Below are 23,733 nucleotides of genomic sequence, written 5' to 3'. Positions count from 1 at the left end.
ATCAGATCCCCTTTATTATAAAGATTTTCTGTCAGAAATAGAAAAAAGACCCAGAAAATTAAAAATCCCTAGATCTTAAAAACATGGACTTACCATTTTGGATAAAGTTTATAGTCTGTTCTTAGAGGAATCTGAATCAGGAGCAAGCGTACATCTTGATCCGAATTGGCTTTCACTTGATACCGTTGTTCTGTTTCCGCATCCAGTACTGCAAAATCTCTTTCTTGAAAAGGCACTTCTGTCTCACCAATCCAACTTCCACTACCTTGCAACGATAGCGCAGCAACCGCATACCCATTAGGTATCGTATGTTCCAATACGGCATTCCTGGATAACAGTACATCCCACATTTGTGCATCTGCGGTAAGTTCAACAGGAGAATCTTGTCCAATAATTGTTTTCACTTGTACTCCGTCATGCTCCAATAACGGAAATGCGGAAGCATCATATTGGTTATATTGCGGAGGAAGCTTGATGGATTCTTGAATAAACGGTTCAAACCAGATTTGAAATCCTTCCATATCTGGCCCAATAAATCTCTCTTCGTGTGAAACTCCCGATCCTGTCTGCATCACTTGAACTCCACCTGGACCAACAACACTTTTTGTTCCTAGTGAATCTCCATGTTCTGCTTGTCCTTGTATCACGTAGGTAATAATTTCAAATGCTTGATGGGGGTGAAGGGGAATATATCCTTCTTGATCGGCTCGTGCCCAAGCCCAATAAAATAAAGGACCAATCCTTTTCACAACAGATCCTTCTCCAGAAAAACCAATTGGTTTTTGTTCTGTGATTTTCCCCCCATCAAAAGCTCCTCTTGCTTGGTCTTGTGGAGTATAGATGGTAATCCCCATTCGTAACACCTCATTATATAGAGAAAATATGTTCCCTTTACTTTTTATTAGTATAAGGCATTCACTTACTTTTGTAAAGTTGGTTAAAAACAAGAAGAAGCGAATCCTATAGATGGATTCGCTTCTTCTTGCTGATTATTCTACTACATGAATGATAACATCAATATTTCCTCTTGTTGCTCTAGAATAAGGACATACTTGGTGGGCTGCTTCTACTAGTTCTTGAGCTGTATTCTTATCTACTCCAATAACTTGGACATCCAATTGAACCGCTAACGAAAGTCCATTATCTGTATCGCGACCAATCGAAACATTAGCAGTTACCTTTGTATGCTCTACTTCTTTCAATCTCTTTTTGCGTGTAACGAGGTTTAAAGCACTATCAAAACACGCTGCATACCCTGCTGCAAATAGTTGCTCTGGATTTGTTGCTTCTCCTCCAGGTCCACCTAGTGATTTCGGCATTTTAACATCCAAATCGAGGATTCCATCATCGGATACTACTCGTCCATTTCTTCCACCTTCAGCAGTTACTTTAGCAGTATATAACGTTTGCATGTATGATTCCTCTTTTCTTATTTTGATGCATTCATATGTTTGAGCAATGTTTGTAAACGCTGTAACATATCTTGCATTTCTTCAGCAGTTAACCCGCTTTTCTCAAATAGTTCTTCAGGTATACAATACGCTCTTTCTTTCAAGGATGTCCCTTTTTCTGTCAAACTTATCCATACTACTCGTTCATCATCCTGCGAACGATATCGTTTTACTAAATCATTTACTTCCATTCTTTTTAACATTGGCGTAAGGGTACCTGAGTCCAAATACAACGCCTTTCCTAATTGTTTAACCGTGCGTTCTTTGTGTTCCCAAAGCACCAGCAGTACCAGATACTGCGGATATGTTATACCTAAATCGTCCAACAACGGACGATACAACCCAATTACTTCTCTCGAACAAGCATATATAGAAAAACAAAGTTGTGAATCCAAATAAAGCATGGTTTCTTTACTCATCATCTCTTATCCCCTGAATCTCTTTCCTCCACATAGGCACCCTTTTTATATTGTTAACAATTTAATTGTGCACAATTAAATTATCATAATTCCATCTTGCTGTCAAATAGTCTTCACCGACAGTGTTAAAAGAAAACAAGGCATAAAGAAAAGAGATCACCTTTATTGGCAATCTCTTTTCTTGTATCTCCTCTTATTTTCTGCTATCTTCTGACTTTCATTCACCATATGCTAATTCCATTTTTCTTAATTGATCATTCCCTTGATGGTCATGCTGAGCTGTATAAAAATCTCGTAGTGTTTTCAGAGCTGAATTTTTGATCGTTTTATCATTGGTTTGGAGAGCTTTTTCTAAGTATTCTATACCCTTTTTTTGATCTGAGGTGATAACCTCTTGATCTTCTGGACGAACTGGTTGTTCTTGAAGGTAAGCCACTCCCAATTTCACTTCGATAGCGCTTACATTTTGATTATTAAATTTACTTATAATGTACTCGTAAATGAATATTTTTTGCCACCTGTTTCCATTCGTTTCGATATACTCTGCAAAAGATACAAATTCCTCAAATGTGTGAGGTATAGGTACAGAAACCAACCAATAGCGAATGTTCAAACGAATGATGAAAAAGAAACTAATAAGGAGAACAGCTAGGTAAGCGGAAGAAATAATGGAAACTCCCATTGGATTTTGAGCAAATTCGGCCATTGCTTTACTGATAATATAATAAATAGCACCAGGGACAGCGAATAAGAAAATGAGAAGCCCATATGGATACAAAAACCATCGTTTTGGTAGACCAGGATAATCTGGTAGTCCATTCGGTAAAATGCGCGATAATGCTTTATCAATTTTTCTTTCCATAAATCCACCCCTAATCTATTTCATACTTTTCACATGCCAATTGGATGTTTTTTTAAAATATTGAAGTAATCTTATTTTATCAGAGGTTGGATTAGGAATCACCTCTTTTTTCACAAATTAGACACAAAAATTGAAAGCCCTTTCTATTTCTATGTCATTTCATCGGAACAACAAAGAATTCGAATGTAAAGGAATACAAAATGCGAATTCTATATAAAAATCTATTAAATCGCTGGTTCGAATCTACTATTTATAATAAAATTTACATTATATTTTAAACGCAAAAAATAAGGAGATAAAATATGGATCAATTTCATTTTAAAGTAAACCTCAAAGGGATGATTGATCTACTATCCAATCATTTATACAGCACACCACAAGTCTTTGTTCGAGAACTTATCCAAAATGCAGTAGATGCCGTTACTGCACGTCAAAAAGTAGACCCTGTGCACATGGGACAAATCGGATTAGAACTATTCACATCAGACAATGCATCACCTACTTTATATATAGAAGATAATGGGATAGGTTTAACCGAACAAGAGGTACACCAATTTTTAGCACAAATCGGGCAAACCTCTAAAAACAAAGAAGATACCCAGGATTTTATCGGCCGTTTTGGAGTGGGTCTTCTGTCTTGCTTTATTGTCAGTGATGAAATTGTTTTACTCACTCGATCTAGCAAAGAACCCAAGACGATTGAATGGCGAGGAAAACCAGATGGAAGCTATACCATTCAAATCTTAGAACAAGAGATGGAAGTTGGTACAAAAATCTATCTGCAAAGCAAACGAGGTTTCGAATCTTACTTCACCAAAGCTAGAATTCAAGAGTTAGTCAAACATTATGGAGAATTTCTGCCATACCCCATCCAATTTTATGACGATCAACCCATCCAACTGAATGCAATTCGAGCACCTTGGGACATGAATCTTGAAGAGGCACTGCATTATGGAAATAACAAAATGCAAATGAACTACCTAGATGTTATCCCATTATATTCGCTATCGGGAGATGCAAATGGAGTAGCTTATATTCTTCCCTATTCCATCCGGATAAACGCCAAAAAACAACATCGGGTTTATGTGAAACAGATGCTACTTTCTGAAAAAGTGGAGGGCATTCTCCCTGATTGGGCTTTCTTTGTAACCAGTATTCTTAATGTCAATGAACTAAAACCAACTGCATCACGAGAAGAATTCTCCAATGATAAGCGGCTAAAAAAAGTGCAAAAAGAGCTTGGAGAATGTATCAAACGATATCTCGTTCAATTAACAAAAACAAATCCAGAGCTTTTCAAAAAAATCATCCAAATCCATTATGAATCGCTCAAATTTTTAGCTCAGGAAGACGATGAACTATATGCGCTCTTTATCGATTGGCTTCCATTTCATACTTCTTTTGGGCGACTTACGATGAAAGAAATTCGTGATCAATCCAAAACGATTTTGTATACCTCCAATATGGATGAGTTTCGCCAAATAAACCAAATAGCCAAAGCTCAGTCTATTTGTATTATCAATGGAGCTTATGTACATGACACAGAGTTATTACAAAGATTAACAAGCGTTTTCCCTGAGTGTCAGGTTAAACACATTAATCCAAACTCTTTTATGTATCAATTTACAGATCTAGACCTAGCAGATCGTAGAAAAACATATGATTTTATTCAAATAGCAAATCAAGTGCTACAACCTTATCAATGTTCGGCTGAAATGAGAAATTTTCAACCTGAAGATTTACCAGCACTATATACAACCAGCGAAGAAGCTCTATTTCTGCGGACAACCGAACAGACGAAAGAAGAAGCCAATGATTTATTTTCATCGATTATCAGTCAGTTAACTAGCAGCAAAGTCAAACCTAGCTATGCTCAACTCAGCTTCAACTTTCAAAATCCAACCATTCAAAAAGCAATCCAATCAACGGATACAAAACTCATTCAATTGATAGTAGAAATGCTTTATGTACAAGCTCTTTTACTCGGTAGCTATCCACTAAAAAAACAAGAATTCCATCTGTTGAATAAGGGATTAATCTCATTTATGGAACGTGGGTTAGGAGAATAGAAAAATGGAAAATACATTTGACGAGTTAATGGATCAGGCTTATTTGGCTCCAAATGGTCGAGTAAAAATTGGATTACTAGAAGAAGCAATTCGATATGCTGATATACATCTGGATGTAGATGCACAATTTGAGGCGAGAATGGAACTAGTTGACACAGCGATTTTTTCTGGTCATGGCGAAAAAGCGATTGTCGCTTTTGCTTGGTGCTTGGCTCAATATGACAAAGATCCGGATATATGGAATGAACACCAGATGATGTGGAACTACAAATGGGTTGTAGACCGTTTGCTCCTATTCCCAGATATCGAATTAGCAAAAGTAGAAGAAATGATGGAGGATTTGAAAAAACGATTTATGCAGACCGGTCATGGTCCACATTTCTATTACTTTATGAAACAAGAACTCGCAATGCTTTTGGATAAGCCAAAAGAAGTAGAACACTATTATGCAAAATGGATCAAAGAACCAAGTGATTCACTGTCCGATTGTCATGCTTGTACATTGGCAAATCAGACAAAAGCGCTTCTTTACTTAGGCAAATTAGATGAAGCACTAGCTGTTGCACAACCGATTTTAGAAGGCAGAGCATCTTGCCACAGTGTCCCACATCGTACCTATGGAGACCTTCTGCTTCCTCTTTTACACGCTAATCATAAAGCAGAAGCAGAAAAATACTTTCAAAAGTGTTATGAACTGGTCTATAATCAGACGGGATTTTTAGAGATAATCATTCAGCTATTTCAGTACACAACAATCACCAATACACCCAAAGCGATTTCCTTATTCGAAAATTTTTTACCAGAAGCTTTGGATTCAGATGAATCGCTTATCAAATACAACTTTTATGCAGTAGCTACTGCATTTTGGAATATGCTTGATGATCAAGACAAAAAAGCAGTTCGCCAACCCGAACTTAATACAATCGAAGATATCAAACAAGAAATGAATCGACTGGCTCATCTGTTTGATCAGCAAAATCAGACCGATGTTTATACAAAAAGAATCAACCATGTTCAATCCGAAATCAATGAACTTCGACAAACATTCTCATAGCCCTGACCATTTTTTTGTCAGGGTTATTCTTGTTTGACACTCCACAGGGCTGAAGCCGTGTGATTCTTGGGAACTCCCATCTTCGATAGGATCTATTCCAAGCTTAAACCGCAAGCCCTGCGGCAATGAGTTTTATACCTTCTTGCAAAATGTTGTGGGCAGCGTTGATATCCCTGTCATGTTCTTCGTTACATTTGGGACATGTCCATGATCGAAGATTCAGATCCTTTACGTCCTTGTTTCGATACCCACAACAGGAGCATAGTTGGGACGATGGAAATTGTTTTCCCACCTTTACAAGGTTTCTTCCAAACCATTTTGCCTTATACTCTAGCATGGAGGTAAATTCAGACCAAGAAGCATCCGTTATCGATTTCGCTAGTTTGTGATTTTTGACCATGTTTTTCACTTGCAAGTCTTCGATGCTGATCACTTGGTTTTCGCAAATCAGCTTCGTAGACAGTTTCTGAAGAAAATCATGGCGTGCGTTTACGATTTTTTCATGGATTTTTGCTACTTGGATTCTGGCTTTTTTCCAGTTTGAACCGTCCTTGGTACGTCTGGATAGGATTTGCTGTGCTTTCGCTAGCTTCTTTTCATAGTGACGAAAAAACCGATTTGGTTTGACTTTTGTTCCATCCGTAAGGATGGCAAAATCGTTCAAGCCCAAGTCGATTCCCACTGCGTCCTTTCTTGCTGGAACATGGCGACAAAAGCACCCATCACACAGAATCGAAACAACATACTTTCCTGATGGAGTCCGACGAATCGTAGCAGACAAGATACGTCCACTGATTTCACGCGACTTAACAAACTTCACCCATCCTAGCTTAGGAAGTTTGATCTTGTTTCCCTCTACTTCGATGGTTGGCTTTCCCTTCTTTGGGTAGTTGCATTGGCTGGTATAGGACTGCATTTTATTTCTTCTGCTTTTCCAACGCGGTGCATTATTTTGTTTTTGGAAAAAACGAGAAAAAGCATCCGCTAGGTTTTTTAGTGTGTTTTGTAACGAAGTGGAATCGACTTCTTTTAGCCATTCGAATTCTTTTTTCTTCGCCGTTAACAGACTGGAGCAAAGAAGGTAGGTGAGACCTTTTCCCGTTTCCTTATAGGTATCGTTCCACTTGCCCAAAAAGTGGTTAAATACAAACCGACTACAGCCAATCGACTTGTTGATGAGTGCTGCTTGTTTTGTTGTTGGGTACAATCGATACTGAAACGCCTTGTGCATTTGCTTCTCCTTTCCTTCTATCTAGACACTTACATGGCATTTTCCATGAATTAGTGGGAATAGCTTATCAATCGAATGTATGTTTGTAAAGATGCTTTCAAAAAAATATTATCGGACTTTTGCGAGGATTAACCCTCTCTTGTCCCACGCTCGCTATCATCCAACGATTTAAATCGTTGGTTTTCTCCCTCGCAAATCTTATAATTAAAGAAAATAGATAGGGGATAGTAGCATGTTTGTCACCATTGATCAGTTTCGTGAAGAGTTTATTGAGCACATGATACAAACCCAAAGACTCTTTCAAGCGTTAACGGATGAATCTCTTGACTTGAGAATTACAGAAGACCACCGTTCATTAGGGGAACTAGCATGGCATGTCATATCTTCTTTTCAGTTTGCAACCATGCTCGGATTGCCTATGCCTGCTCTAGAACCAAATGAGGAACAAGTAAACTCAGCAGACCATATCTCTCTGGAGTATCAAAAAATAACGAATGCTTTACTAGAATCGGTAACAAATAATTGGAAAGACAAAACTTTGAAGAAAACCGTAGTTCTCTTTGGACAAAAATGGACATTTGGAGTTGCCCTTCGTTTTGTACTCAATCATACGATTCATCACTGTGGACAGATGACCGTACTTATGCGACAAGCAGGTTTGAGTATACCAGGAATGTATGGCCCAACAAGAGAAGACTGGATTGCTCAAGGAAAAGAACCCTTAATGTAGGCTATTATAAAAAAAACAAAAAACAGGACATTCGATGATGAATGTCCTGTTTTTTTCATACTCCAAAATATTTTACATTTCGGAAACAAAATTTATTCTTTTTCGAAAAAAATGGAAACTATAATAATTGCAAATCAACGAAAAGAAATTATAAAAATGAAAAAAATAACAATTCTATCCATCGCTTTTGCTTCTATTGCACTGTTACAAGTAGGGTGTTCATCATCAGGAGCAGATATCGCTAATTCAGATCCTACAACTCAAACCGTCTCTACGAAAAAAACAACATTCGTATCATCTGAACACAAACAATTAATCCTAGAAGCATTGGAGGTAGCAAAACAAGGAAAAGCACCAAATGGGAAAGAACGAAAGCCTGTCGATGATTTGACGATTGATGATACCAATCAATTATGGGGCAAACCAGATGAATTAAATAATAATCAAGCAACTTACAACGGTAAACAATTATCTTTTTATCACTGATGCAGAAGTAGAAAAAATTTTGGGCCAACCTGATGACCTGCTTACAGGTGATGGGTTCGGTTACCTCTACTATGCTGAAATTATCAGGTTGAATTTATTTTCAATTGCGATAGTGAGTGTATGAGTAAACCAAATTCCATTTCCAACCTAAAAACATATACATCTTTTCTAAATGAGCTTTTACCCAAATTATGACTTGAGGAAACCTGCACAGGTCTCTCAGGTCTTTCTTTATCTCCAATACCTATTCCAACAAGGGGTGACCATGGATATGACACGTAAACTCTTTTTGCGTAAAAATGAATTCGCAAGATTGTTTTCTTTCGGTATTTCTTATTTTTCGTTTTTTTGCGAAAATAAAGATTATCCTTCTGAGGAGGAGATCTTACTGCAAGCAAAAATTTTAGTCGCAGATGACGAAAAAAGCATGACAAAAATACTTTCCTATGCTCTTCAAAGAGAAGGGTTTTTAGTAAAGGTGGCACACGATGGCGAAGAAGCATATGAGCAGATTATGCACTACCAACCAAATATAGCGATTTTAGATGTGATGATGCCAAAAATGAGTGGGTATGATATTTGCAAAAAAATAGGGTCACAAAAAAATCTAGGAATTATTTTACTGACAGCCAAAAATGATATCGTCGATAAAGTAGTAGGGATGGAGTTAGGAGCTGACGACTACATCACCAAACCTTTTGATATACGAGAAGTATTAGTAAGAGTAAAATCATTGCTACGTAGATTACCATTCCATCAGCCTAACTCGAGTGAAACACACAGCATATCTGATTTGACGATTGATAAATCAAGTAGAAAAGTATCGTTAAAAGGAAATACCATAACCCTAACTCAAAAAGAGTTCGATCTATTGTTTCTGCTGATCGATAATATAGAGAGGGTTTTCACAAGAGAAGAGCTACTGGATTTGGTATGGGGAATCGAGTATTTTGGAGGTACACGTACAGTCGATATCCATATTCGACGGCTTCGTCAAAAGCTAGGAAAACCTTATGACAAATTATTAAAAACATCACATGGAGTTGGTTATAAAGCAGTCCAATTGGATTTAGAAGCATGAAAAACAGCTTAAAATTAAAGTCCAGTATCTTTTTGGCACTGCTCTTAAGCATGACCGTTTTTATTTTAGGTTTTATGATCATAAAAGAAATTGATCAAGATCAAAAAAGACAACAAGAAACTTTTTTAAAAGATGCAAGCAATACTGCTCAAGAGTACGTAGAGCAAGTCATTATATCCGAACCAAGTTACCAAAACAATTTTTCTATACGAGGAACGATTCTATTTAAAAAAAGGGAAGCGATTACCACCCATTTAGAAATGAAGACAGGAATGCATGTAGAACTCTTTATTCATGGTGACAATGGTGAAACTATCGCAGATCGCCCTTTTACTTCCTCTAAAAATACAGATTTGAAATTGTTTCAGTATGCCGATGAAAATAAAATTGCTTTTAAAACAGAAGGAAATACATTGTACTATGTAGCACCGCTAAATGATGGATTTGATGGTGTGATCGGATTTGCTTATCCGTTAAAAGAAAGTCAGCTTTTCCTTCAAAGGATACAACGGTTTTTTATTCAAATAGGTGCACTTGTGGTTATTGCTAGTTTCTTGATTGCTTATTTTTACTTTCACCGTATTACCAATGAAATTTTACGATTAAAAGAAGCCTCTGAACAAATTGAACAAGGGAACTATCAAGCAATCACCCCCACTAATCGCAAGGACGAATTAGGCAAACTGCGACAAGGAATCCACTCGATGAGTCAGCGAATCGAAGCTCATGTCCGTGCAATGGAACAAAAACAAGCAACCTTAAATCTTGCAATTGATAAACTAAAGAAATTGGAAAATCAACAAAAGACTTTTATCGGAAATATTACCCACGAATTTAAAACACCATTGTCCATTATTCTTGCTTATATGGATTTATTAGAACTATATGAGGATGATCCAAGCTTAGTTCAAGATGCACGAGGAAATGTAAAGAAAGAAGCACAGCGATTGTACAACTTAGTGGAAAAAGTACTCCAGCTAGCTTCTTTTGAGAAATATGATTTTGAGTTACAGCAAGAAAAAATAGAATCAGCGGAAATATTAGAAGAACTATGCGATCGCATGAAAGGCAAAGCACAAAAATTTGATGTGTCGATCTCTGCTGATCTCCAAAAAGCTACACTATGGTTTGATAAAGAAAGCTTTCATTTGATCTTTATTAATCTCTTAGACAATGCCATAAAATACAATATTCCAGGTGGAAAGATAGTGGCTAAGAGCGAAATAAAAGGAGAAATGCTAATCATCCAAATCATCGATACAGGTATTGGAATACCAACAGATGCTTGTGAGAAAGTATTTGAACCATTCTTTACCGTTAGTAAAGATCGTTCCAAACAATCTGGAGGAACAGGCTTAGGATTAGCACTTGTTAAACGATTAGTAGAAGATCAACAAGGAACCATTACCATTCACCCTGCCAAAAATCATGCTGGGACAGAAGTTACGCTTTCTTTTCCTCTCTATTTGGAATGGAATAACTCCCAGAAGGCATAACGCTTGAATCTTTTTACACCAAGAAGAAGAATAGGGAGGTAAAAAACATAAAAAAAATGGTTCATGTATTTACGATAACCTTAATTTTCCTAACTTTTGGTTGTCAATCGAATACAGATGGGATTACGGTACGTGAGAATGACAATGTTCAGTTCAATAAAGTGGACATGAAAAAAATGGAGATTTACAAAAATATTTCTGCAATTGATTGGCTTAAAAACGACACGATATTAGATATCAATCTTCACGAATATAAGTTGAATACAAAAAAAACAAATCGTCTTGTTTACACAACAGAAAAGTATTATCTCCTCTCACCAAATAAAAAGTACTTGTTAGATTATACAAGTAAAAAAAATGTTGTAATGAATGTTGCGACCAAAAAGAAAATAGATGTACCTATAACAGAAGATTTAGCATCCATTAGCTGGATTGATAATCAAAATCTTATCTTCGCCACGATAACTGGTAAAATCCATATGATGAATATAAATGGGACTATAACAACAATAAATCATATCTTGAAACGTGATGATTTCCCTCTTTCAGATATATCCAACTTTCAATTAGTCAAAGTACAGGATCAGTTTTTTTATTTAGAAGAAGATAATCTAATGGTTTGGAATAGTAAAACTAAAGAAAAGAAGACACTTATGGATTCAGTAAGTACTTTTGTACTGTCCCCAAATAAAAAATATCTAGCAGTCAAAAAACTTACCTCTATTAAAAAACAAAAAGACTGGCCATTTGGTATAATCGAAGCCACTGAAACACTAATGGTAATGGATTTGTTTGGGAAAATCAGATCAACAGTAGCAACTGCTCCATTTATTACTAGTACCTGTTGGTCTGAAGATTCTACAAAGATAGCTTACATGGTGACAAAAAGTAGTGCAACTGAACAAACAGAACTATTCGTATCGGATTTAAAAAATGGACATCCTTCTATGTTAGCAGTCAATATCCCAGGTGGAGTGATGGCATGGAGTCCTTCTAATAACAAATTGTTAATCAATAGCATTTACTATTCCCAAGCCAATTCGGAACCAAGCCCTGTGTTATATGTTGTTACCATTAAAAGTTAGATACGTCTTAAAATACATCACGAACAAGAGGAAATAAAATGGATGAAAGATTGGTAAGACAAAAAAGTAAATTTCTTAGCCTAATTTTACGTCATCAACCAGAACTCATCGGCTTAAAATTGGACAAAAATGGTTGGGTTTCTGTCTCCCAGCTATTAGCTGGATGCGCAAAACACGGAAAACCATTAACAATGGAAGAATTACAATTCATCATCGACACCAACAACAAAAAGCGTTTTGCCTTTGATGAACAAAAGCTACGCATAAGAGCAAGTCAAGGTCATTCGATAAATGTTGATTTAGGTTATGAACCAACATCCCCCCCTCCAATTCTTTACCATGGAACTTCAACACAACATGTTGCCAACATCTTAAAAAATGGATTGATAAAAAAATCTCGTCACCACGTCCACCTTTCTCTCTCCAAAGATACTGCATGGGATGTAGGCAAACGGCATGGTTCTCCTGTAATTCTTACTATCAACGCCTACCAAATGGAGAAAGATGGTTATCACTTCTTTCTGTCAGACAATGGTGTCTGGTTAACGGATCATGTACCATCTCTATATATTGACAGCAAAAAAACAACCACTTTCTAAGAAAGTGGTTGTTTTTTATTGTTGATTTGATTCCATTAGTTTGGATTGACTTCCACTTTCAATGTTGTTGTGGAGACAAATTCTTTTGAGTTTGCAAAATGTAAGCGGTAGTATTGACCCGAAACGGTATTGGAGATATAGAAATAATTGTAATGAAAAGATCCTTTATTGCAATATATGGTTCTCACTCCACGATTTTCCCATTTTCCAGTAGGCATCTTGCGTTGCAAAAACATTGTATGGTATGCACCTTTCGTATTTTTGCAATACACTTTAATACCTAGACCACCACGAATATACTTAAAAGCTTCAGTAGTATTATAGGTCATGAATTGTTTATTTAGAACAGGTTGATACGATGCAAAAGCTTCCGTTGTTGGTATCATAGCAACAACCAATGTTAGTAAACCCAGTACAAGCAGAGCCAGCTTTTTTTTGTTTCTTCTGACTATTAATCCCATGGACTTTCACTCCTCATCATAGCTAACTAACCCAACACCATAACATAATCGAAATATAAGAATTTTTCTACTAAGTATGATTATTATAGAACAAAATACCTTTAATTTCATTAGAATAATTGATAAATTCTTTAACTTTTGCTTCTGTAACCATAGTCTTATTGGTTGATATCAGTATTTTTTATTCTTTTCCAAACATAAATGAGAGTTTTAACAACTTACTCCCTAAATAATTCATCAAAATCAGAATCCACATATATTTTTAATAGGAATTGTACAATTACAATTCTATGCTATAATTCAAATCAAGAAGTATAAACTTCTTTTTTAATTTAAATTGTAGTATAAACTTCTTCAAATAACATTTGGAGGAATAGCGATTGAATATATCTTTTGCGCAATTAGTCAAAGAACATTTTGAAAATTTATCACCTGGCCAAAAAAAAGTTGCAGAATACTTACTCCAGCAACTGGAGGAGGCCGCATTTCGTACTGCTGTACAGATTGGGCGGAAAGTTCAAGTCAGTGAGACGACAGTTACTCGCTTGTCTTATGCACTAGGTTTCAGTGGCTTTTCTCAAATGCAATCCTTTATCCAACGTCAGATCGTCAATGGCCGTGAGACGGTTGTGGAGGAAAAAATGGACTATGCAGATGATAGCTTAGCGCCATTCGTTGAACTCATTCAAAATGACATTTCCATTTTGAAACAAACCGTCAATCAGTTGGATTTGGTCAACCTACTCAAAGTGGCAGATGCCTTACTAGATGCAGACCAAATTCTCGTTATTGGATCTCGATCTTCTTATGGACCTGCTCATTGGTTCTCTTTTATGTTAAGTACGTTTCGGGAACATGTCTCTCTTTCTGAACCCAAAGGTCTGATATATGAAAAAATCTGTGATCTTACAGATAAATCGGTTGTATTTGTCATTTCGTTCCCAAGGTATACCAAAGAAACGATTGAAATTGCAGAAAATGCAAAGCAACTGGGAGCTAAAATTATTTCCGTGACAGATCTTTATCTCTCCCCTGTTGGAAGGATATCAGATATAACACTCATCACAGAAGAAAATATAGGCACAGGTACCGATTCTATCGTTCCAGTTATTGGTTTATTGGACTTGATTTTGCTTGCTGTCAGCAGACGGAATCCATCCCAAATCCAAAAAAGAAAACAACGTTTAGAACGTTTGTATACCAGCGGGGAGGTGTTTCTGGAATAGGTCCTCATTTTGTCCTTGAGACTTTTTAAAGAGGGGAAAAAAATGTTTCCAAACCATTATTTACTTCAACAAAAAGAAAACATCATCCAAACATATGAAGAATTACATGCACTAGCTGAGCCTAGTTGGAAAGAAGAAAAAACTTCTGTCTATCTGCAGACTCGTTTAGCTGATGCGGGATTGATCCTCACACGATTTGCCAATCATCATGGATTTTTTGCTGAAATCCCTGGCAAAACGAAAGAAGTGATCGCCTTACGTGCAGATATGGATGCACTTGTACAAGAAGTAGACGGACAAGTCATACCCAATCATTCCTGTGGCCATGATGCTCATAGCACCATGGTTCTCCACACCGCACTATGGTTAGCATCTTTAAAACAAACTTTCGATAAAACAGTTCGTTTCATCTTTCAACCAGCAGAAGAAGTTGGAGCTGGCGCTTTGCAAATGATCCAAGATGGAGTGCTTGATCGAGTTTCCTTGTTAATCGGTATCCATCTTCGACCATGGATGGAAGTACCTTATGGCAAGGCTTCACCAGTAATTCTTCATCGAGCTTCTGCCACAATCAAAGGGAAAATAATGGGTAAACAAGCCCATGCAGCTCGGCCAAAAGAAGGAATTAATCCCTTGATCTCTGCATCTGAGCTTATCCGAGAGCTGCAACAAATGGAGATACCAAATGCTATTTTCTCTGTAACGATGACTCATCTAGAATCTGGTCATGCTGGCAGTTCCAACGTCATTCCAGAACATGCCGTATTCGCTTTAGATGTACGGGCCCAGAACAATGAAACCATGGCTCTGCTACAACAAAAAATTGCCACCATCATAAATAACGTTATGAACAAAACAGGTACAATGATTCAATGGAAATGCGCTGATCAAGTGCCTGCTGCTATCAAAAATGATAGCGCTATCATTAAAGTGACTCAAGCAATTGCATCCGTACTTGGCTCCAACCATATTGTTCCTGTCTGTATTTCGCCCGGAGGAGAAGACTTTCATTTCTATTCTCAGCATCAACCAGAAATGCTTTCCACCATGGTTGGACTTGGTTGCGACCTCCGTCCTGGATTACATGATCCACATATGCATTTCCGTACAGATGCACTAATCTATGGTACTGAAATTTTAACAACTGTCTTATGGAATAACTGCAACTTTCACCATCACCGTACGGACAACAAGGAAGACTAGATATACGAGATCAACAGTAGGATGCAAAAGGAAATGATAAAACTCAATAATGGATGTTCACTTCTAAGGAGGAAATATCGTGATAAAAAAACGTAGAAAACTCTTAGGTCTCACACTCCTCGCTATGTTATCTCTGTTTATTTTGTCAGCATGTGGAGCAAAAACAGATACATTAGAACAAATCAAATCCAAAAAAGTTATCAACATTGCAATTGAAGGCGCTTACCCTCCATACAATTTTATGGATTCGAAAAACAAACTAGCTGGTTTTGATCCTGAGATAAGTCAAGAAATTGGAAAACGGTTAGGAGTAAAAGTAAATTTAGTACAAACCCCTTGGGATAGCATGATTCCAGGACTTATCGCAAATAAATACGATATTATCGTCTCCGATATGGCTATTACAGAAGAGCGTAAGAAGAAAGTGGATTTTTCCAATCCTTACTTTGTAACAGGGAACCAATTATTTGTGATGAATGATTCTTCTTTAACTCCTGAACAAATGAAAGGAAAAGCGATTGGTGTCACCCTTTCCACTACAGCAGCCGATATGGCAACTCAAGCTGGTGCAGATATAAAACTATACAAAAATGATTTCCTCGCTTTTTCCGATATGATTAATGGCCGATTAGAGGGAGTTGCTACCGATCGTGGTGTAGGTGCTCAAATCATTAAAACAAAAAAATATAACGCCAAAGGTGTAGGAAAATTATTAAATACAGAACAAGCTGGTATCACTATTCGCAAAGGTGATGACAAATTAAAGGCAGAGATTAATCGAATCATCGATGAAATAATGAAAGATGGAACTTATGCTAAGATCAGTCAAAAATGGTTTGGGACCGACATCAGTGGGAAGTAGAGGTGAATAGCAGATGCTGGATTTCACATTAGTGCAAAAATATATTCCTTTTCTTATCAAAGCATCTTGGGTCACCCTTGAAATCTCGATTTTGTCCATTCTTATAGGTCTGATCTTGGGATTGGTCATTGTATTAATGAAAATCTCCTCTATTAAACCTTTATCCTTATTCGCTGATTTTTACATTTGGGTCTTACGCGGAACTCCGATGTTGGTTCAACTCTTTTTGGTATATTTCGGTTTACCACAGCTAGGAATTGAGCTATCTCCTTTTCTTGCATCCTTGATCGCACTAGGAATGAATGCAGGGGCTTACATGGCTGAAATTTTCCGTGGGGGAATCCAGTCCATTCCCAAAGGTCAGATGGAAGCGGCACTTTCTTTAGGTATGGATTACCCTACTATTATGAGACGAATTATTCTTCCTCAAGCATTTCGAGTCAGTATTCCAGGGATCGGCAATGAATCCATTACCTTGTTGAAAGATTCTTCCCTTGCATCACTTGTTACCGTTTCCGAATTGATGATGACATCACAGCGATTCGCATCTAGTAATTATGCCTTCATCGAATTTTATATTACTGCGGCAATTTTTTACTTGATCATGACCACCTTATTGACCTTTGTTTTACGAAGAATTGAGTCTAAGTTAGCAGTTGCGGATTGAGGGGGATGAAAGATGATACAAAATCCGATAATCACAATGGAAAACGTTCACAAAAGTTATGGTGATTTAGAAGTACTCAAGGGAATTGATCTACAAGTTTATCCTGGTGAAGTCATCTCTCTGATCGGCTCTAGCGGCTCAGGAAAAAGTACACTCTTGCGATGCTTAAATCATTTGGAGAAGATCTCCAAAGGCACAATTATTATCGATGGCATACATTTGGATGAATCATCGCGACATATTAATCAAATTCGTCGTGAAGTGGGAATGGTTTTTCAGCAATTTAACCTTTTTCCTCACATGACTGTTTTGCAAAATGTGATGGAAGCTCCCATTCGAGTACTCAAACGTGATCGGTCTGATGTAAAAAAACAAGCGCTTACTTTGTTAAAAAAAGTTGGACTTCAAGATAAAGCAGAAGTATATCCAAAAAAACTATCTGGTGGACAACAACAACGCGTAGCTATCGCCCGAGCTTTAGCCATGAATCCAAAAATTATGCTCTTTGATGAGCCTACTTCCGCATTGGACCCAGAACTCGTAAACGAAGTGCTACTTGTGATGAAAGAGCTGGTTGCAGAAGGAATGACGATGCTCGTAGTCACACACGAAATGTCATTTGCTCGTGATGCTTCTGACCGTGTCATTTATATGTCCAATGGGATCATCGAAGAAACAGGTTCTCCAGATGAAATTTTTCATCATCCGAAAAGTCAAAAACTGAAAAATTTCTTAGTATCGATTAAATAAGCAGATTTTTTGCGAGGAGGATTTGGTAATGAAAGTTCCCAACATACAGATTCGCCTCTTGACTTCCCCTGAGGAACTAGAGCAAGTTCGTGACTTAGAAGCAAAAGTTTGGGATGGAGATGACCCAACACCTGTGCACCAAACAGCAACAGCTGTAAAACATGGCGGAATTGTGCTGGGTGCTTATGATGGTGATCAGCTAATTGGCTTTCAATATAGTTTTGCTGGTTTTAATGGTACAAAAACTTATCTTTGTTCTCATATTCTTGGCATTACTCCTGAATATCGCAGTAGCGGGATTGGTGCCAAACTAAAATGGCATCAACGAACAGAGGCGCTTGCCAAAGGTTACGATTTAATCACTTGGACATACGATCCACTTGAAACTGCTAATGGATATCTCAATATAAAAAAATTAGGTGCGATCTGCCGATCTTACTTACCTAATTTTTATGGTGAAATGACGGACACCCTCAACGAAGGGCTGCCAAGTGATCGTTTTATGGTCGAATGGTGGATCAAAAGTGATAAAGTATCGCAAAAAGCAGATCAAAAACAACATCAAAATACAAAGAAAACATCTTTATCTCTTATCCAAACTTCCTTAAACCCGAATGGTCTACCTACTCCAGAATCCATTGTTCTAAATCAAATGGGAGCAACTACTTCGCTTATTGTCCCTGTACCTGCATCTTTTCAAACACTGAAAAAACAAGATGCGGTACTAGCCAAACAATGGCGGATGTACACAAGAGATGTTTTCACCCATTATTTCCAACATGGTTGGAAAGTGGATGATTTTATGAAAAGCGAGAGCTCAAAAGACGCACTTCACTACTATGTTCTATCTAAATGAATTTTGGGGTGAGACAAATGATCGAAATCAAACATATCGTGTTACGTCATATGAAAATGCAACTATTATCTCCATTCACCACAAGTTTGGGTACAGAATACGACAAAGATTTTGTACTTGTTGAAATCCGTTCAAAGGATGGTATCTCCGGTTGGGCTGAATCTGTTGCTGCTATTGACCCTTATTACAAAGAAGAAACAGTAAAATCCAATTGGAGCATCATGAATGATTTCCTTATCCCTCTCTTACTCGAACGCCCTGTCGAACATCCAGATGAAGTGTCCGAACGATTCGCTCACATCCGTGGCAATTTCATGGCAAAATCAGCCCTTGAGGGTGCGATTTGGGATATTTATGCCAAACAAAAAGGCATTCCTCTGTCAGAGGCATTAGGCGGAGAGAAAAAACAGATCGATGTCGGGATAAGCATCGGAATACAAAATACGATCCCAGAACTTTTGGACCTCGTAGCAGGTTATGTAAAAGAAGGTTACAAACGAATAAAAGTCAAAATCCAACCAGGTTGGGATGTAGAGCCCTTATCTGCCATTCGAGAGCAATTCCCTGATATTCCATTGATGGCAGATGCCAATACTGCCTATACACTAGCGGATATCGATCACTTAAAACAATTAGACGCTTTCAACCTCACCATGATTGAACAACCTTTGGAACACGATGATATTGTGGATCATGCAACACTTCAGAGGCGACTTCAAACTCCTATTTGTTTGGATGAAAGTATTCATTCAGTAGAAGATGCACGAAAAGCATTCCAACTAGGGAGTTGTAAAATCATCAACATTAAAATAGGCCGTGTTGGCGGTCTGACCGAAGCAAAGAAAATTCATGACTTCTGTAAAGCTAATGATATTCCTGTTTGGTGTGGGGGTATGCTTGAATCCGGAATTGGACGAGCACATAATGTAGCGATTACTACGTTGTCTAATTTTATTATGCCCGGAGACACAGCAGCATCCTCCCGTTATTGGGAACATGATATTATTGCTCCTGCCGTTACGGTAGAAAATGGACTGATAACGGTACCAGATGAGACGGGAATTGGGTATGAACCAGATCTAGAACGTATCCAGGAATATACGCTATACAGCAAGACGTTTACTTCTAGCAATACATGAAAATAGTCTTTTCTCTTGTTCTTAAGATGGGTTTATCCATTTTATGGAATGTCGGATAGTACAGATTTAGGCTAAACGAAAAAGCGGAGTCACTATGTTACATACTAGTTACTCCGATTTAAGAATAACCTTAGGTATTTTTCCAAATTTGGTTTGCTGTTATCTTTCTCAATAGTCGAAGTGATTCCTTTCGTTATAATTATGATCTTAGGATTAAAGAAAAGTTTAAGATTTGGAGTAGCTAGAGGAATTTGAAGTGTATTGCGATTAGCATCACCCATATAAGAAACATCAGTTATCCATTTTGGATGGCTGGTGTTTTTCTTTATGCTAATGATCAAAATCATGCAAATAAATGTTAAAATATTTTTAATTGGTTGAACTTACATTTTAAGGGTGATGAAATGACAGCTAGATCAGGTAAGTTTCATTCATTTTTGAAAAAGATGATCACAAGACATAGGAAAAAAAGATATCAAGGGATTAAGCAATTATCTTCTGGTCGATCTTTTATTCGAGCAATAGTAATAATGCTGGAATGTTGGATCATGCAAGAGAAAATATCATGGGATTTTCAGTACGCTAAAACGCAAAGTCCGATCGAACGCAAATTATATAATTTACTGAAGCAGAAAGGGTATCGACTAAAAACGCAAGTACCGTGCGGGAAATACTTTATCGATATCGCCATCCCTCGCTATAAACTTGCAATAGAGTGTGATGGCAAGGCTTATCATTCTTCTCCAGAACAAAAGCGACATGACGAGAGGAAAAACCGATATCTGAGAAAGAACGGATGGAGTGTATTGAGGTTTTCAGGTAGTGATATTAATAGCAGACTGGGATCTTGTTTAAGTCGTATAGAAAATAAATTGAAAGCATCGTAACCCCTTTTTTCGGGGTTTGGAGCAACGCCATCCTCCCACGATTGAAACCGTGGGCTTTCAGTCGGCACAAGTCTGTAAGAAAAGACGCTCTAAGACAGATAAACCTGTCAGAGCGTCTTTTCTTGTTTTCTAAATAGGTGGTGGTAATACCTCACAAAAAAAGGGGAATGATCAAAATAACAGTTTGAATGGGTCCACTCTGGAGATAAAAATGGTATTTATATTAGGGAAAACACAAACCACCGCCACCTACTAACCCAAGTATCAAATTATAAAAGATATGTCTAACTCTTTTCTTGACCAATACTAGTTATATATAATTATAAAGATGATAGCTAAATAGTGGAGGAAATTAAAAAGATGGGTATGATTGGTTATATAAAAGCAATTTCACCAGAGTTGTTACAATCTATTTTAGCAAATACTATTTCACTAACAGAAGTGGTTTTTAATAACGATCACTTAGCTGAAGAATCTCTCGATTTGGATAAAGCATGGAATGGAATCCATTATTTGCTTACTGGTGTTCCATGGGGTGGAGATTCTATACTTGCAAATACTATCTTAGGTGGAAATGTATTGGAAGACAGTGATTTTATAAGCGTATTCTATAAAACACCTAGTCAAGTGAAAAAGATATCAGCAGCTCTTTCCGAATTTTCCGAACAAGAGTTAGCCATCCATTACAATCCAGATAAAATGAATAATTTGCACATATACCCGATGACATGGTCACAAGATGATTTTAGTCATCTATTGGAATATTTCAGGCTACTTTCAAAGTATTATCAATCTGCTTCTGAAAAAAAGAATGCAATCTTGATATATATTTTATGATGCCACTTTGACAGGATGATAAAGATAAGCCCTCTCGACGTAGAGCATACTCGATCGCATCTGTAATGTTTTTTTCATCATCTGCTATTAATATTTCCATTGATTTCCCCTTGCTATACTCTTCATTTATGACAGAGTATAGCAAGCAATAATAATATTCAGACTATTTGATACGATTTAGAGTAACAATGAGAAGTAAAATGTTGACTACATCACTTTGCCTATCCCTAAGCACAAAAAATCCCTCTGCTAAATGCATAAGGGATTTTTCATTTAGACTACAAATATATCGCTCGTTTCTGTAAGCTACTTTCTTTTGCTAACTCAATCAATTTAATCGTCATTAAACCTTCCTCTGCGGTCACAGGAGAATCTTCCCCATGAACAATATGGTCATAAACTTTTTGATAATACGTGAGATAAGATCCTGGAATCGTTTTCATCCTTTGAGATAGAGGATTTCCTTGGTTTTCAAGTGTCAACACTCCATAATGTACTGGATCATCTAAGCCCCAAACTTCTCCTATCGGTTTCTTTCCTGCTTTTAGCGCTTCCTCTTGGCTATCTAATCCATATTTCATGAAGCTGCCTTTTTCACCATGAACAATATATTTTAAATCATTCGCTGGAACGATCGAACCAGCATGTAAAATGACGCGCATGCTATCATATCCTAGTACAACATGGAAATAATCATCCGTCACAGCATTATCACGTTGATTCATAATATCTGCTTGCACAAATTGTGGCACTCCGAATAGATGTAAAGCTTGATCGATCAAATGAGACCCTAAGTCATACAAAATTCCTGAACCCGCCCCTACTTGTTCTCGCCAACGATTTTGTACGTTTGGTCTGTATCGATCAAAATGAGCTTCATAGGTATGAATTTCGCCTAGAACATCTTCGTTGATAAGGTGTTTTATTGTTAAAAAGTCATTGTCCCACCTTCTATTCTGATATACACTAAGCATTCGATTTTTTTCTCGAGCCAGTTTCACGAGTTGTTCCGCTTCTTCCACTGTGTTTACCATTGGTTTTTCTATTACTACATGCTTTCCAGCAAGTAGCGATTTTTTTGCCATATCAAAGTGAAGTGTATTGGGAGTCGTTATAACCACCAATTCAATCGTAGAATCATCTAAAATATTCTGGATGTCAGAAACTACTTCAACATTACCTAGATCTTCTTGTACTTTTTCTGGATTGGAAGATAGGACTTTCGCAATTTCAAAGCTCTCCAGTACTTGTAGGAAAGGAGCATGAAAGGTTGCACCGGAAAATCCATAACCAATAAGGCCTACTCTCAGCATCCGCATAGAAACACCCTCTTATTTTTTTAGTTTGTCTCTTCGATCTCTTTTTACAGACTTTTGCCGACTGAAAGCCCATGGTTTGAATCGTGGGATGAAAGACGGCGTTGCTCCAAACCCCAAAAAAGGGGTTGCAAGGGCAACGAATATTCCGCAAAATAGAACACATGATCGGTTATCGTCCTACGGCTAGTAGGTTTGTTCTTTGAAAATGTAATGGTATAGGGTTTCGGTAGCAAATGGATCTGTCTCCTACCGAGTAAAACCATTAGAGGCAGGAAGAGGACTAGAACGCTGGTAATACCACAGGCACTTCCTTTGGTCGCAGGCGTTCCGCCATGTGGGTACACTTCTAACTGCATGGGACGGGCTGATGAGACAGCCCTGAACTTGGGAGTTGTACAAAGCAGAAATGGAGTGAGTGCGTTAACTACCTAAGAATCCCACGACTTTCGCGCTTCCTCTTCTGATAAATCACCAAAGGCATAGTCGTATGGAGTCTCAATAGACCTGCTTTTAATGCAAACAAGGCTGCTTGTGTTCGATATCGTATCTCCAATTTTTTTATATAGAAGAGATATGATTCTTCCCTGTGCCTTCGCTAATATACATATGGAAATAACAACTCCTGTTATAAATCCATTCCCTTTTTTCAAAAAAAATGAACATCTTCCACCTAATTCTTTTACACCGGTTTGCAAGTTTTCAGTCCGAACCCCAATTGCAAATGGATCACAACCTACTCCATCATCTTCGATATTTAGCTGAAATTGATTATTTTCTGCACGGACATGCATTTCAAGAATAAAAAAATCCACAAAAGTAAGGGATGCCATCACCAACATTCGTAAAGTTATCAATGGAAAAATCGGATTTACTATTAAATGTTTTTTAGTGATCACGGATGTCTCCCATTTAGATAAAAACAAAATTGCCTTTCTTATGGAAAGGCAATTAATCACAATAAAA

General features: G+C 37.3%; 25 protein-coding genes. 17 read left to right on the top strand and 8 right to left on the bottom strand.

The window, feature by feature from the left end:
* Nucleotides 1-89: 89 nt before the first annotated feature.
* From A3GQ_RS0109935 to A3GQ_RS0109920, 4 genes are all read right to left on the bottom strand, one after another.
* Complete coding sequence (locus A3GQ_RS0109935) at nucleotides 90-854, bottom strand: pirin family protein (RefSeq protein WP_028776924.1); 765 nt, start codon at nucleotides 852-854, stop codon at nucleotides 90-92.
* A 135-nt stretch (nucleotides 855-989) separates the two neighbouring features.
* Entirely contained in the window at nucleotides 990-1,412 is a 423-nt protein-coding gene (locus A3GQ_RS0109930; RefSeq protein WP_028776923.1) for an organic hydroperoxide resistance protein, read from the bottom strand.
* Nucleotides 1,413-1,429: 17 nt separating this feature from the next.
* Nucleotides 1,430-1,870: a MarR family winged helix-turn-helix transcriptional regulator gene (locus A3GQ_RS0109925; RefSeq protein WP_028776922.1), complete on the bottom strand. Its 441-nt coding sequence runs from the start codon at nucleotides 1,868-1,870 to the stop codon at nucleotides 1,430-1,432.
* 217 nt (nucleotides 1,871-2,087) lie between these two features.
* Nucleotides 2,088-2,732, bottom strand: a complete 645-nt coding sequence (locus A3GQ_RS0109920) for a hypothetical protein (RefSeq protein ID WP_028776921.1) — start codon at nucleotides 2,730-2,732, stop codon at nucleotides 2,088-2,090.
* Between the two features lie 302 nt (nucleotides 2,733-3,034).
* On the opposite strand from A3GQ_RS0109920, the gene A3GQ_RS0109915 reads away from it, so the two are divergent.
* Nucleotides 3,035-4,801: an HSP90 family protein gene (locus A3GQ_RS0109915; protein WP_028776920.1), complete on the top strand. Its 1,767-nt coding sequence runs from the start codon at nucleotides 3,035-3,037 to the stop codon at nucleotides 4,799-4,801.
* A gap of 4 nt (nucleotides 4,802-4,805) precedes the next feature.
* Nucleotides 4,806-5,855, top strand: a complete 1,050-nt coding sequence (locus A3GQ_RS0109910) for a hypothetical protein (protein WP_028776919.1) — start codon at nucleotides 4,806-4,808, stop codon at nucleotides 5,853-5,855.
* Between the two features lie 103 nt (nucleotides 5,856-5,958).
* Here A3GQ_RS0109910 and tnpB read toward each other — a convergent pair whose 3' ends face one another.
* Nucleotides 5,959-7,086, bottom strand: coding sequence for an IS200/IS605 family element RNA-guided endonuclease TnpB (gene tnpB / locus A3GQ_RS0109905; RefSeq protein ID WP_028776918.1), 1,128 nt, complete (start codon nucleotides 7,084-7,086; stop codon nucleotides 5,959-5,961).
* A 232-nt stretch (nucleotides 7,087-7,318) separates the two neighbouring features.
* Here tnpB and A3GQ_RS0109900 point away from each other — a divergent pair, with 232 nt between their 5' ends.
* The 6 genes from A3GQ_RS0109900 to A3GQ_RS0109875 all read left to right on the top strand — a co-directional run bounded on the left by A3GQ_RS0109900 (nucleotide 7,319) and on the right by A3GQ_RS0109875 (nucleotide 12,563).
* Entirely contained in the window at nucleotides 7,319-7,816 is a 498-nt protein-coding gene (locus A3GQ_RS0109900; protein WP_028776917.1) for a DinB family protein, read from the top strand.
* Between the two features lie 156 nt (nucleotides 7,817-7,972).
* Nucleotides 7,973-8,302 carry a hypothetical protein gene (locus tag A3GQ_RS0109895; protein ID WP_028776916.1) on the top strand — a complete coding sequence of 110 codons (330 nt, stop codon included), beginning with the start codon at nucleotides 7,973-7,975 and terminating at the stop codon, nucleotides 8,300-8,302.
* 388 nt (nucleotides 8,303-8,690) lie between these two features.
* Nucleotides 8,691-9,383 carry a response regulator transcription factor gene (locus A3GQ_RS0109890; protein ID WP_028776915.1) on the top strand — a complete coding sequence of 231 codons (693 nt, stop codon included), beginning with the start codon at nucleotides 8,691-8,693 and terminating at the stop codon, nucleotides 9,381-9,383.
* Nucleotides 9,380-10,879, top strand: a complete 1,500-nt coding sequence (locus tag A3GQ_RS0109885; protein ID WP_028776914.1) for a sensor histidine kinase — start codon at nucleotides 9,380-9,382, stop codon at nucleotides 10,877-10,879. The genes A3GQ_RS0109890 and A3GQ_RS0109885 overlap by 4 nt, the downstream gene beginning before the upstream one ends.
* Nucleotides 10,880-11,055: 176 nt before the next feature.
* Complete coding sequence (locus tag A3GQ_RS0109880; RefSeq protein WP_169818279.1) at nucleotides 11,056-11,964, top strand: MBL fold metallo-hydrolase; 909 nt, start codon at nucleotides 11,056-11,058, stop codon at nucleotides 11,962-11,964.
* 38 nt (nucleotides 11,965-12,002) lie between these two features.
* Nucleotides 12,003-12,563 (top strand): RNA 2'-phosphotransferase, encoded by a 561-nt coding sequence (locus A3GQ_RS0109875; protein ID WP_028776912.1) that lies wholly within the window; start codon nucleotides 12,003-12,005, stop codon nucleotides 12,561-12,563.
* A 35-nt stretch (nucleotides 12,564-12,598) separates the two neighbouring features.
* Here the strand turns inward: A3GQ_RS0109875 and A3GQ_RS0109870 are convergent, their stop codons facing one another.
* Complete coding sequence (locus A3GQ_RS0109870) at nucleotides 12,599-13,024, bottom strand: hypothetical protein (RefSeq protein ID WP_028776911.1); 426 nt, start codon at nucleotides 13,022-13,024, stop codon at nucleotides 12,599-12,601.
* Between the two features lie 380 nt (nucleotides 13,025-13,404).
* Here A3GQ_RS0109870 and A3GQ_RS0109865 point away from each other — a divergent pair, with 380 nt between their 5' ends.
* From A3GQ_RS0109865 to A3GQ_RS0109825, 9 genes are all read left to right on the top strand, one after another.
* A complete protein-coding gene (locus A3GQ_RS0109865) occupies nucleotides 13,405-14,250 on the top strand; it encodes a MurR/RpiR family transcriptional regulator (RefSeq protein WP_037464527.1) in 846 nt (281 codons plus the stop codon).
* Between the two features lie 42 nt (nucleotides 14,251-14,292).
* On the top strand, nucleotides 14,293-15,453 hold the full coding sequence (locus A3GQ_RS23990) for an amidohydrolase (protein ID WP_051271523.1): 1,161 nt from the start codon (nucleotides 14,293-14,295) through the stop codon (nucleotides 15,451-15,453).
* A 79-nt stretch (nucleotides 15,454-15,532) separates the two neighbouring features.
* On the top strand, nucleotides 15,533-16,315 hold the full coding sequence (locus A3GQ_RS0109855) for a transporter substrate-binding domain-containing protein (RefSeq protein WP_051271521.1): 783 nt from the start codon (nucleotides 15,533-15,535) through the stop codon (nucleotides 16,313-16,315).
* A 13-nt stretch (nucleotides 16,316-16,328) separates the two neighbouring features.
* A complete protein-coding gene (locus tag A3GQ_RS0109850; protein ID WP_156877642.1) occupies nucleotides 16,329-16,982 on the top strand; it encodes an amino acid ABC transporter permease in 654 nt (217 codons plus the stop codon).
* A gap of 12 nt (nucleotides 16,983-16,994) precedes the next feature.
* Nucleotides 16,995-17,732: an amino acid ABC transporter ATP-binding protein gene (locus A3GQ_RS0109845; protein ID WP_037464525.1), complete on the top strand. Its 738-nt coding sequence runs from the start codon at nucleotides 16,995-16,997 to the stop codon at nucleotides 17,730-17,732.
* A 28-nt stretch (nucleotides 17,733-17,760) separates the two neighbouring features.
* Nucleotides 17,761-18,588, top strand: coding sequence for a hypothetical protein (locus tag A3GQ_RS0109840; RefSeq protein WP_028776906.1), 828 nt, complete (start codon nucleotides 17,761-17,763; stop codon nucleotides 18,586-18,588).
* A 20-nt stretch (nucleotides 18,589-18,608) separates the two neighbouring features.
* Complete coding sequence (gene menC / locus A3GQ_RS0109835) at nucleotides 18,609-19,727, top strand: o-succinylbenzoate synthase (protein ID WP_028776905.1); 1,119 nt, start codon at nucleotides 18,609-18,611, stop codon at nucleotides 19,725-19,727.
* 404 nt (nucleotides 19,728-20,131) lie between these two features.
* Nucleotides 20,132-20,614 carry an endonuclease domain-containing protein gene (locus tag A3GQ_RS0109830; protein WP_245596765.1) on the top strand — a complete coding sequence of 161 codons (483 nt, stop codon included), beginning with the start codon at nucleotides 20,132-20,134 and terminating at the stop codon, nucleotides 20,612-20,614.
* Nucleotides 20,615-20,974: 360 nt separating this feature from the next.
* Nucleotides 20,975-21,451 (top strand): YfbM family protein, encoded by a 477-nt coding sequence (locus A3GQ_RS0109825; protein WP_028776903.1) that lies wholly within the window; start codon nucleotides 20,975-20,977, stop codon nucleotides 21,449-21,451.
* A gap of 278 nt (nucleotides 21,452-21,729) precedes the next feature.
* On the opposite strand, the gene A3GQ_RS0109820 is transcribed toward A3GQ_RS0109825, so the two are convergent.
* Complete coding sequence (locus A3GQ_RS0109820; RefSeq protein WP_028776902.1) at nucleotides 21,730-22,770, bottom strand: oxidoreductase; 1,041 nt, start codon at nucleotides 22,768-22,770, stop codon at nucleotides 21,730-21,732.
* 428 nt (nucleotides 22,771-23,198) lie between these two features.
* Nucleotides 23,199-23,666 (bottom strand): sensor histidine kinase, encoded by a 468-nt coding sequence (locus A3GQ_RS0109815; RefSeq protein ID WP_028776901.1) that lies wholly within the window; start codon nucleotides 23,664-23,666, stop codon nucleotides 23,199-23,201.
* Between the last annotated feature and the right edge of the window lie 67 nt (nucleotides 23,667-23,733).

It is taken from the genome of Shimazuella kribbensis DSM 45090 (assembly GCF_000428065.1).
In the GTDB taxonomy this organism is placed as follows: Bacteria; Bacillota; Bacilli; order Thermoactinomycetales; family Thermoactinomycetaceae; genus Shimazuella; species Shimazuella kribbensis.
The sequence above is the reverse complement of the archived record's forward strand: the minus strand, read 5'-3'. Positions and strand labels throughout refer to the sequence as shown.